Annotated in this window: 10 protein-coding genes; 7 read left to right on the top strand and 3 right to left on the bottom strand. The window is 61.2% G+C overall.

Annotation, left to right across the window (positions count from 1 at the left end):
- The first annotated feature begins 222 nt into the window (after positions 1-222).
- On the top strand, positions 223-663 hold the full coding sequence (locus ACLHZ1_RS19845) for a flagellin (protein ID WP_427263446.1): 441 nt from the start codon (positions 223-225) through the stop codon (positions 661-663).
- Between the two features lie 231 nt (positions 664-894).
- Here ACLHZ1_RS19845 and ACLHZ1_RS19840 read toward each other — a convergent pair whose 3' ends face one another.
- The gene (locus ACLHZ1_RS19840; RefSeq protein WP_427263445.1) at positions 895-2,325 is read right to left on the bottom strand and encodes a methyl-accepting chemotaxis protein; all 1,431 of its coding nucleotides are present in this window, start codon (positions 2,323-2,325) and stop codon (positions 895-897) included.
- An 85-nt stretch (positions 2,326-2,410) separates the two neighbouring features.
- Between ACLHZ1_RS19840 and yccX the strand changes: the two genes are divergently transcribed.
- Both yccX and ACLHZ1_RS19830 read left to right on the top strand, forming a co-directional pair.
- The gene (gene yccX, locus ACLHZ1_RS19835; RefSeq protein WP_427263444.1) at positions 2,411-2,683 is read left to right on the top strand and encodes an acylphosphatase; all 273 of its coding nucleotides are present in this window, start codon (positions 2,411-2,413) and stop codon (positions 2,681-2,683) included.
- A 75-nt stretch (positions 2,684-2,758) separates the two neighbouring features.
- Complete coding sequence (locus ACLHZ1_RS19830) at positions 2,759-3,583, top strand: CHAD domain-containing protein (RefSeq protein ID WP_427263443.1); 825 nt, start codon at positions 2,759-2,761, stop codon at positions 3,581-3,583.
- 104 nt (positions 3,584-3,687) lie between these two features.
- Here ACLHZ1_RS19830 and metG read toward each other — a convergent pair whose 3' ends face one another.
- Positions 3,688-5,721: a methionine--tRNA ligase gene (gene metG, locus ACLHZ1_RS19825; protein ID WP_427263442.1), complete on the bottom strand. Its 2,034-nt coding sequence runs from the start codon at positions 5,719-5,721 to the stop codon at positions 3,688-3,690.
- 163 nt (positions 5,722-5,884) lie between these two features.
- Between metG and apbC the strand changes: the two genes are divergently transcribed.
- The 4 genes from apbC (at position 5,885) to ACLHZ1_RS19805 (ending at position 10,318) form a co-directional block, all read left to right on the top strand.
- Positions 5,885-6,967 (top strand): iron-sulfur cluster carrier protein ApbC, encoded by a 1,083-nt coding sequence (apbC, locus tag ACLHZ1_RS19820; RefSeq protein ID WP_427263441.1) that lies wholly within the window; start codon positions 5,885-5,887, stop codon positions 6,965-6,967.
- 109 nt (positions 6,968-7,076) lie between these two features.
- Positions 7,077-7,721: a uridine kinase gene (gene udk / locus ACLHZ1_RS19815; RefSeq protein ID WP_041992535.1), complete on the top strand. Its 645-nt coding sequence runs from the start codon at positions 7,077-7,079 to the stop codon at positions 7,719-7,721.
- A 67-nt stretch (positions 7,722-7,788) separates the two neighbouring features.
- Positions 7,789-8,370, top strand: coding sequence for a dCTP deaminase (gene dcd / locus ACLHZ1_RS19810; protein WP_427263440.1), 582 nt, complete (start codon positions 7,789-7,791; stop codon positions 8,368-8,370).
- Between the two features lie 478 nt (positions 8,371-8,848).
- Positions 8,849-10,318 carry an inorganic phosphate transporter gene (locus tag ACLHZ1_RS19805; protein WP_427263439.1) on the top strand — a complete coding sequence of 490 codons (1,470 nt, stop codon included), beginning with the start codon at positions 8,849-8,851 and terminating at the stop codon, positions 10,316-10,318.
- Between the two features lie 63 nt (positions 10,319-10,381).
- On the opposite strand, the gene ACLHZ1_RS19800 is transcribed toward ACLHZ1_RS19805, so the two are convergent.
- Positions 10,382-10,480 (bottom strand): IS3 family transposase (locus ACLHZ1_RS19800; RefSeq protein WP_427262416.1); only part of this gene is annotated, 99 nt, incomplete at its 5' end.

Here is a 10,480-nt window from a genome sequence, read left to right as displayed (position 1 = left end):
GGGATATCAGCTATTACCTGATGGATTACTACAACTGGCGGCGTCCACATCAACATAATGATGGGATACCGCCAGCAGAGGCCGAAAATCGGCTTAACTGTGTGTCCGGATTTAGTTGACCACTACACTACTCATCCACCCCAGCCACCCCAGCCAGCGCCTCCAGCCCCCCCAGTTCCACCTATCTCCGCCAACCCGTCACTCTCAGCCTTGCTCACGGATGTGAGCAGCACGACTTATATTGGGCAACTTGAGCTCATCTCATCGGGTACCCAATATTCGAATATTGATATGGAAGGTAACACCTTGGGTTCCCTTGGTTTTTTCCTGCAAGATAAGCAGAAATACACGGTGGACAACATAAATGTGTTAAACGAGAGCAATGCCAGTCGTGCTATCAGGACACTGGACGCAGGCATGAGGCAACTCGGTGTGCAGCGTTCCCAGATTGGGGCTCAGGCAAATTCACTTGAGGCGAGGGGGCGTAATTTGAGCGTGAACAATGAAAGCCTGAGCGCTGCTCGATCCCGGATCAGGGATGCCGACATGGCAATTGAGTCTGCACGCTTGGTTCGAACCCAAATATTGCAACAAGCGAGTACCACCATATTGAGTCAGGCCAATGGTCGTCCCAACCTGGCACTGAGTCTGTTGCAGTACTGAGTTTGCTGAAGATGACTTGGTCCCCGGAGTATCTTGGGGATCACCAAGCGACCTTGCGGTCCGATGCAGCCAGAAGGGCCATCAGTGAGACTGATTCAAGTTTACAGCGGAGTCTCATTCGACCTGAAATACAACACACCCGATAGAATGGAGCGGGTGTGTCGTAGGTTTCATCAGCTAAAACGATATAAACCGATGTCAGGGCGAGTGAGTAACAACAAATAATCCAGTTTATATCTTGAGACCACGCAGGGCCTGGGCCAGTTCACTGGCGGTGCCCTTGAGCCCCTGGGTACCCGCCACGGCGGCACTGGCGGATTCTTCCACCTGACCCGCCTCGCTGCGCACCTGATCCAGGTTGCGGCTGATCTCCTCGGCCACCGAGCTCTGCTGCTCGGAGGCGGTGGCTATCTGGGTGCTCATCTCCAGCACGGCGCTGCTGTGGTGGCTGAGTTTGTCGATATCCAGCCCCACCTCGCTGATGAGGCGCTGGCTGTGCTCGGCCCGCTCGACCGTCTTCTCCATGATGTCGTTGAGGGCGTTGGTGCCCCCCTGCAGCTCCTCTATCATCTGCTGGATCTCCACCGTGGCCTGCTGGGTGCGGCTGGCCAGGGTGCGCACCTCGTCGGCCACCACCGCGAAGCCGCGACCCTGCTCCCCGGCGCGGGCGGCCTCGATGGCGGCGTTGAGGGCCAGCAGGTTGGTCTGCTGGGAGATGGCGTTGATGACGGCGATCACCTCGTTGATGCGATTGGCGTTGTGGGTCAACCGCTCCACGGCGCCGGAGGCATTGCCAATCTCGGTGGCGAGGGTGGTGATGGCCGCTATGGTGCGCGCCACCCTGTCTGCCCCCTGGGCCGCCTCTTCGCTCGACTGGCGGGTCTGGCTCAGGGAGTCGTTGGCGTTGCGGGCCACTTCGCGAATGGCGGCGGACATCTGCTCCATGGCGGCGGCCAGGGAGTCCATGTGCTGACGCTGGGCCATGGCGAGGGATTCCCCCTCGCTGGCATGGTCGCGAAACTCGTCGGCGGCCAGGCCCAGTGCCTCGGCAGACTCCTCCACCAGTTGCACTATCTTGTGCTGGCGGTCGGTGAACCTGTCTATGCTGCCCGCCAATACCGAGAACTCGTCCCGCACCGGAAAGAAGTTGAGGCGATGGGTCAGGTCGCCATCGGCCACGGTCTGCAGCGCCTTGTTGGTGGAGTAGAGGGCGCCGGAGACGAAGGTCATCAGATAGTGGGTCACCAGCGCCAGCAGGGCGGCGACCAGGACTATGATGGTGAGGGTGCTGCCCTGGTTATCCCAGGGGGAGAACTGGCTGGCATCCAGGGTTCCGGTGAGGTAACCGGCCTGGCCGGCGCTGGCGCTGATCTGATAGATCCCCCCTTGCTCGCTCAGGCCAGGTGCGGTGGCCGCGCCAAGGCGCAAGTCCGCCGGCAGGCTCAGGCTGGGTTGCTGGCTCACCAGTTGCGCCGTGGTCTCGACCCGGCTCTTGAGGGCCTCCAGGCGCAGTTCCATCTGGCTGTCATGGCCATGGCTGAGCAGATACCAGGAGAGCAGGGCGATGAAGATGAGTGGGCACCAGAAAGTGATGAGGAATTTTTCACTGATGGTGAGATGAATGAGATAGCGGTCAACCCAACGAAACTTAACTTCTTTCATAATGGTATTTGCATCCTGCACAACAGAGAGTGTCGGCCATCACTATCGGCCTCCTGTCTCATTGCTAAAGCGAAAGGTGTGATAAATGGGAGAGCAAGCGTTTTCCGTCCGGGTGTTTGGGCGGGTTCAGGGGGTGGGATTTCGCTATTTCACCCAGGAGCGGGCCCTGCAACTGGGGCTGAGGGGACATGCCTACAACCTGGAGGATGGCTCGGTGGAGGTCCTGCTGTGTGGCCCGGCCGAGCAGGTCCAGATGATGCTCGGCTGGCTCGAGCATGGCCCCCGCACCGCCGAGGTGAGCCACATCTCTTGTCAGCCCCATGAGGGAGAGGTGCGGCCAGGCTTTCATACCAACTGACGGTCACCCCTGTCGGCAAACATGTGCCATCCCGGTCGCCGACGCGGCCTGCATTGGCAAGGAGAGGAGAGATCCATGGACGATCCCTTGCGGGAGCGACTGCTCGGTCAGGCGCATACCCTCATCAACCACTACTGGGCCTCGACCCTGGCCCTGCGCCAGCAGGCCGACGTGGAGCAGGTGCATGGCTACCGCATCGCGGCCCGCCGGCTTCATGCCCTGCTGGCGCTCTGGCGCCCGCTCATCCACCACCCCAGGCTGGAGCGTCGCCTGCACAAGGCGGTGGCTCGCCTCTCCGCCCTGCGCGATGAGCAGGTCTATGCCAGCCAGTTCGTCCACAAGGGGGCCGGCGCCAGGCGCGAGGAGGGGAGCAAGGCTGGCAAGCTGCCCCAGGGGATGGCAGAGGCGCAGCCCAGGGTGCCCATGCTGGCGGTCTCCCTCGATGAGTGGCTCGACGGGGTGGCGCAGGTGCCGGCCGGTTTCGATCCACTGCCCTGGTATCGGCTCCAGCTTGGTCTGCGTCTGAGCCTGTTGCTCAACCGGATAGAGGATGAGCAGAGCGCCAAATCCCGCAAGCTCAGCAACGACAAGCTGTTGCGTCAGTGGCACAGGGTCAGGCTGGAGATCAAGCAGATACGTTATGGCACCGAGTTGCTGGTGGCCATGGGGGCGGGGGATCCCGAGTGGCTCGCCCTGCTCGGGCGCTGGCAGGAGCAGCTCGGCCAGTTGCAGGATGGTCGGCAGTGGTACAAGCGGCTGCGCCGGGAGAAGAGCACCCCCAAACAGCAGCGCCTGTTGCGGGCCCTGCGCAAGAAGGGGCGCTGGCAGTTGCAGCGGCTCTCCTGCCAGCGCGGCGAGCTGGTGGGGCTCAGCCTGCTGATGCTCAAGGGGGACGAGTAACACAAGAGGCTCGTGGCCAGGTGGGGAGCCGTGGGGAAAGCATGAAAAAAGCGAGGGGCATTGGCCCCTCGCTTTGTCATCTCATGGCTATTGCCCTGGCGTGATCACTTGACCCGCATGCCAGGCTGGGCCCCTTCCTGGGGCTCCAGGATCCAGAGATCCTTGCCGCCCGGGCCCGCCGCCAGCACCATGCCTTCTGACATGCCAAAACGCATCTTGCGCGGCGCCAGGTTGGCCACCATCACGGTCAGCTTGCCTTCCAGATCGTCGGGGTTGTAGGCGGACTTGATGCCGGCGAACACCTGGCGGGTCTCGCCGCCGAGATCGAGTTGCAGCTTGAGCAGCTTGTCCGCTTCCGGTACCGCCTCGGCCTTCTTGATCAGCGCCACCCTCAGGTCAATCTTGGCGAAATCCTCATAGCTGATGGTGTCACTGATGGGGTCGTCCGCCAGGGGACCGGTCACTTTCGGTGCCTGCTCCTTGGCCAGATCTTCCTTGGACGCCTCGATCATGGCCTCGATCCGGGCCGGCTCGATGCGAGAGAAGAGGGCCTTGAACGGGGCCAGGGTGTGGTTGGTCAGCGGCAGGGCCACCCCTTCCCAGCTGAGGGTCTCACCCAGGAAGGCTTCGGCGCGCTCGGCCAGCTTGGGCATGACGGGCTTGAGGTAGGCCATCAACACCCGGAACAGGTTGATGCCGACGGAGCAGACCGCCTGCAGCTCCTCATCCATGCCTTCTTTTTTGGCCAGTACCCAGGGGGCCTTGTCGTCCACGTAACGGTTGGCCTTGTCGGCGAGCGCCATGATCTCGCGGATGGCGCGGCTGAACTCGCGGGTCTCGTAGGCTTCGCTGATGGACGCGCGGGCGCTCGCAAATTCGGCGTAGAGTTCGGGTTCGGTGCAGGTGGCGGCCAGCTTGCCGTCGAAACGCTTGGCGATGAAGCCGGCATTGCGAGACGCCAGGTTGACCAGCTTGTTGACCACGTCGGCATTGACCCGGGCCACGAAGTCATCCAGGTTCAGGTCCAGATCGTCGATGCGGCTGTTGAGCTTGGCGGCGTAGTAGTACCGCAGGCACTCGGGATCCAGGTGGTTGAGGTAGGTGGAAGCCTTGATGAAGGTGCCCTTGGACTTGGACATCTTGGCGCCGTTGACGGTCACATAGCCGTGCACGTTGACCTTGGTCGGCTGGCGGAAACCTGCCCCTTCCAGCATGGAGGGCCAGAACAGGCAGTGGAAGTAGGCGATGTCCTTGCCGATGAAGTGATAGAGCTCGGCGCTGGAATCCTTGCGCCAGTAGCTGTCAAAGTCGATGTCGCCGCGCTTGTTGCACAGGTTCTTGAACGACGCCATATAGCCGATGGGGGCATCGAGCCAGACGTAGAAGTACTTGCCCGGCGCCCCGGGAATTTCGAAACCGAAGTAGGGGGCGTCGCGGGTGATGTCCCACTGCTGCAGGCCAGACTCGAACCACTCCTGCATCTTGTTGGCCATCTCTTCCTGGATGGCGCCCGAGCTGCGCACCCAGCCGGAGAGCCAGGCTTCGAACTGGGGCAGATCGAAGAAGAAGTGCTCGGAATCCTTCATCACTGGTGTGGCGCCTGACACGGCGGATTTGGGATCGATCAATTCGGTCGGGCTGTAGGTGGCGCCGCAGCTGTCGCAGTTGTCACCGTATTGCTCGGGGGACTTGCACTTGGGGCAGGTGCCCTTGACGAATCTGTCCGGCAGGAACATGGACTTTTCCGGATCGAACAGCTGGGTGATGGTGCGGCCCTTGATGAAGCCACCCTCCTTCAGACGACCATAGATGAGCTCCGCCAGCTCGCGGTTCTCGTCGCTGTGGGTGGAGTGATAGTTGTCGAAGCTGATGTTGAAACCGGCAAAGTCGGTCTGATGCTCCTGGGAGACGGCCGCGATCATGGCTTCCGGAGTCACGCCCATCTGCTGCGCCTTGAGCATGATGGGGGTGCCATGGGCATCATCGGCACAGATGAAATGCACCTGATGGCCGCGCATTCGCTGATAACGAACCCAGATATCGGCCTGGATGTGTTCGAGCATGTGGCCGAGGTGAATGGAGCCATTGGCGTAGGGGAGGGCGCAGGTTACCAGCATGGTACGGGGATCAGTTGCCATAATACGTTCTTGATGTGCCTGTTGGGATGATACAGTGCGGTGCATGTTACCCGAATTGGGGGCAGCCTGCCTAGGTCTATGGCCCTGGATGGGCACGGGGCCGGCCCTTTTGCATCGGTCGCCCCGGCCACCCTCAGCATAAAGACAGTCGAATGGGGATTTCATGGTGATTGATTCAGTTAAACAGCTGCTTGCCGAATTTAAACCCATGGGGTGGGGCAAGGATCTGGTGGATGCCGGATTCGTGCGCGCCGTCAGCGAGCAGGAGCAGACATTGCAGATCAGGCTGGTGCTCCCCTTTGCCGGCTTCTCCTGGTTTGAACAGATCAAGGAAGCGTTTGACGCCAGGCTGCGCACCCTGACCGGCGCGCAGCAGATAGAGTGGCTGTGCGACATCGAGGTGGCCAGCATGCCCCGCGCCCAGAACCTCAATGCGGTGCAGGGCATTCGCAACATACTGGTGGTGGCGTCCGGCAAGGGCGGGGTGGGCAAGTCCACCACGGCGGTCAACCTGGCGCTGGCGCTGCAAAAGGAGGGGGCGCGGGTCGCCATTCTGGATGCGGACATCTATGGCCCCTCCATTCCCACCATGCTGGGTTCGCGCCAGGAGCGCCCCAGCAGCCATGATGGCAAGACCATGCTGCCGGTGGAGGCGTGCGGCCTCAAGAGCAACAGCATCGGCTATCTGGTGGCCGAGCAGGATGCCACCATCTGGCGCGGCCCCATGGCGAGCAAGGCGCTGGCGCAGATCCTGCACGAGACCCGCTGGGGCGAACTGGACTATCTGGTGGTGGACATGCCGCCGGGCACAGGGGATATCCAGCTCACCCTGGCCCAGCAGGTGCCGACCTCGGGGGCCCTCATCGTCACCACCCCTCAGGACGTGGCCCTGGCGGATGCCCGCAAGGGGATCGCCATGTTCAACAAGGTCAATGTGCCCGTGCTCGGCATCATAGAGAACATGAGCTACCACGTGTGCAGCGCCTGCGGGCATCACGAGCCCCTGTTTGGCACGGGGGGGGGCCAGAAGATGGCGGAGCAGTATCACCTGGAGCTGCTGGGCCAGCTGCCTCTGCACATCGACATCCGCCAGCACCTGGACGATGGCTGTCCGACCGTCTTCTTCGCCCCCGAAGGGGAGCTGGCACAGATCTACATGAAGCTGGCCAGACGGGTGGCCTCCGCCCTCTATTTCAGCGGAAAACCGATTGCAACCCCTCTGTTTACCCTGGCGGTGGATGAATAATCGGCGGTTGGTGGTTCGGCGGGGATTTGGGGTGGGCAGCTCCCCCCCTTTTCCATATAATGGATCGGTTTAAACCTTTCCCGCAGCGCTTCTTTTTTAGGTATTTGTCATGTCTGATACTCAACACTCGTGTGTGATCATCGCCATTGCAGGGGCGTCCGCGTCCGGCAAGAGCCTCATCGCCCAGACCATCTATGAAGAGCTGGTGGCCGAACTGGGGGCGGGTGAGATCGGGGTGATCTCCGAAGATTGTTACTACAAAGATCAGACCCATCTGACCATGGAAGAGCGGGTCAAGACCAACTATGACCACCCCAGCGCCATGGACCACAGCCTGCTGGTCGAGCATCTGGTGCAGTTGATCAAGGGGAGTGGCGTCGAGATACCCCAGTACTCTTACACCGAACACACCCGGATGAGCGAAACCCGTCACTTCGCGCCCCGCAAGGTGATCATCCTCGAAGGGATACTGCTGCTGACCGATAGCCGGCTGCGTGAGCTGATGGATGCCTCCATCTTCATGGATACCCCGCTGGACATCTGTCTGGTGCGTCGCCTGGTGCGTGACGTGCAGGAGCGGGGCCGTACCATGGATTCCGTGCTCAAACAGTACCAGAAGACGGTGCGCCCCATGTTCTTGCAGTTTATCGACCCGTCCAAGCAATATGCCGACGTGATCGTGCCAAGAGGCGGCAAGAACCGCATCGCCATCGACATGCTCAAGGCGCGTATCCGCCACATGCTGGTCGGCTGAATACACCAGGGAGCCGGGTCACGACCCGGCTCTTTTTACATGCCATTTTTGTCAGGAGAGTCGCGCAATGCGTCTTTGTGATACCGATATCGAACGTCATCTGGACGAAGGCAAGATAGTCATCGAACCCAGGCCCGGGGTGGAGCGGATCAGTGGGGTCAGCGTCGATGTGCTGCTCGGCAACGAGTTTCGGGTGTTTCGTGACCACACGGCCCCCTATATCGACCTGAGCGGCCCGGGCAGCGAGATGGCCGATGCCATCGATCGGGTGATGAGCGACGAGATCCACATTCCCGATGGCGAGGCCTTCTATCTGCACCCGGGCCAGCTCGCCCTGGCGGTGACCTATGAATCCGTGACCCTGCCCGCCGACATCGTCGGTTGGCTCGATGGGCGCTCCTCCCTGGCGCGCCTCGGTCTCATGGTGCACGTGACCGCGCACCGGATCGATCCGGGCTGGTCCGGCCGCATCGTGCTGGAGTTCTACAACGGCGGCAAGCTGCCGCTGGCGCTGCGTCCCAAGATGAAGATAGGGGCACTCAACTTCGAGATGCTCTCGGGCCCCGCCGCCCGGCCCTACAACAAGCGTGAGAACGCCAAGTACAAGAGCCAGCAGGGGGCGGTGGCGAGCCGCATCAGCGAAGACTGATCCCCTGCCGTGTTGCCAGAGGCGCCCATGTGGCGCCTTTTTTGTCACCGCCATGGCGAGTGACCTTGCCCGGCCCAGGAAGCCCAGATGGCGCGTCCTCGCCGGCCCCTGGCTGACCCGACCCCTTGCCGTGCCCTGGTCAGCGTTGCCTGGCGCGGGCGGCTCTCTCTTGGCCGAAAAGGGGAGGCGACGAGGTGCCTTCATGCCGATATTTTTTGCGATAAAATAGTCTTTTTTTGCTTTTTTATCGCGTGATGTCGGCATTATCGCCGAAATTGATTGAAGGATGTCGATCCTGTTCCTGCCGGCCAATGTAACACCTATATTAATGCGTTGTTGAGGGCCCCATGGCTCCTGGCATAGCGCCCGGTTATGGAAAATACCCTTTATTTTTATGACTGAAATATTGCCGTGATGGCTATTGTCCCCCGGGCCAACTGAGCATAATCCGCCGCAACTCATCAACAGGTTCGTCTTTATGTTGGAAATGATTAACGGTTTGGGTGTGTGGTGGTTCATCGGTCTGACGCTGGCAGTGCTCTTCGTGCTGGCGTATGAGTTCATCAATGGGTTTCACGATACCGCCAACGCGGTGGCGACCGTGATCTACACCAAGGCCATGCCTGCCCACATGGCGGTGGTGGCCTCAGGCTTGTTCAACTTTGCCGGGGTCATGCTCGGTGGCCTGGGGGTGGCTTATGCCATCGTTCATCTGTTGCCCATCGACTTGCTGCTGGGCATGGACTCGAGCCAGGGCCTCATCATGGTGTTCTCCCTGTTGTTCTCGGCCATCGTCTGGAACCTGGGCACCTGGTTTCTCGGGATCCCGGCCTCCAGCTCCCACACCCTGATTGGCTCTATCCTGGGGGTGGGCGGAGCCTACGCCTGGATCAACGATCAGCCCCTGACCCAGGGGATCAATGTGAGCAAGGCCATCGACATCATGCTCTCGCTCATCGTCTCGCCCACCCTGGGGTTCATCATCGCGGCCGGTCTGCTGCTCGCCCTCAAACGGATATGGCTGGGCAGCAAGATCCACAAGACCCCGGAGGAGAGGTTGCTGGTGGATGGCAAGAAACACCCGCCCTTCTGGGCACGGCTGACGCTGGTGGCCTCCGCCATGGGGGTGAGCTTCGTGCACGGCTCCAACGATGGCCAGAAGGGCATCGGCCTGGTGATGCTGGTGCTGATCTGCATGGCTCCCGCCTACTTTGCCCTCGACATGGGCAGTCGTCCCTACGACATAGACAGGACCCAGGATGCCAACAGGCGCATCACCGAGATCTATCAGCGCAATCAGGGGGCGCTGATCGGGCTTGTCGACTTCCAGCGCCCGGTTCTGGTCAACCATGCTCCCGTGAGCCACTGCGAGGCGGGGGCCGCTCTCTCCGTGATGGCGACCCTGGACGATCGGCTGGGCAAGGTGCGCAGCTATGATGGCCTGAGCCAGGAGGAGCGCCGTGAGGTGCGTCGCCTGCTGCTCTGCGTCGATGACACCGCCCGCAAGGCCGCCAAGCTGCCCCTGCCCGCCAAGGAGCTGACCGATCTGGCCAAGTGGCGCAAGGATCTGACCTCGACCGCCGAATATGCCCCGACCTGGGTCATCGTTTCCATCGCTCTGGCCCTGGGCTGCGGCACCATGGTGGGCTGGCGGCGCATCGTGCACACGGTGGGCGAGAAGATAGGGTCGAGCGGCATGACCTACAGCCAGGGGATCGCGGCCCAGATCACGGCGGCGACCTCGATAGGGATCGCCAGCCTGACCGGGATGCCCGTCTCCACCACCCATATTCTCTCCTCGGCGGTGGCGGGCACCATGGTGGCCAATCGCTCCGGCCTGCAGAGCCAGACCATCAAGACCATAGTGATGGCCTGGGTGCTGACCCTGCCGTTGACCATGCTGCTGTCGGGAGGGCTCTTCATCCTTACCCACGCCTTGTTGGGGTAACAAATCCCATGCCGTGAACCAGCCGCCTTCATTAAGTGAAGTGAACCCCATTTATTGGACACATTAGTTGGCGGATGACATGGCCTGAGTTCGGTACTGTACCGGGCTCAGGCCGTTTAGTTTTGCTTTGATCCGCTCGTGGTTGTAGTAGTGGATGTATTC

It is taken from the genome of Aeromonas sobria, from assembly GCF_050266975.1.
GTDB lineage: Bacteria > Pseudomonadota > Gammaproteobacteria > Enterobacterales > Aeromonadaceae > Aeromonas > Aeromonas sobria_B.
Note: the sequence above shows the minus strand (reverse complement) of the source record. Positions and strands in the feature narration are given on the sequence as shown.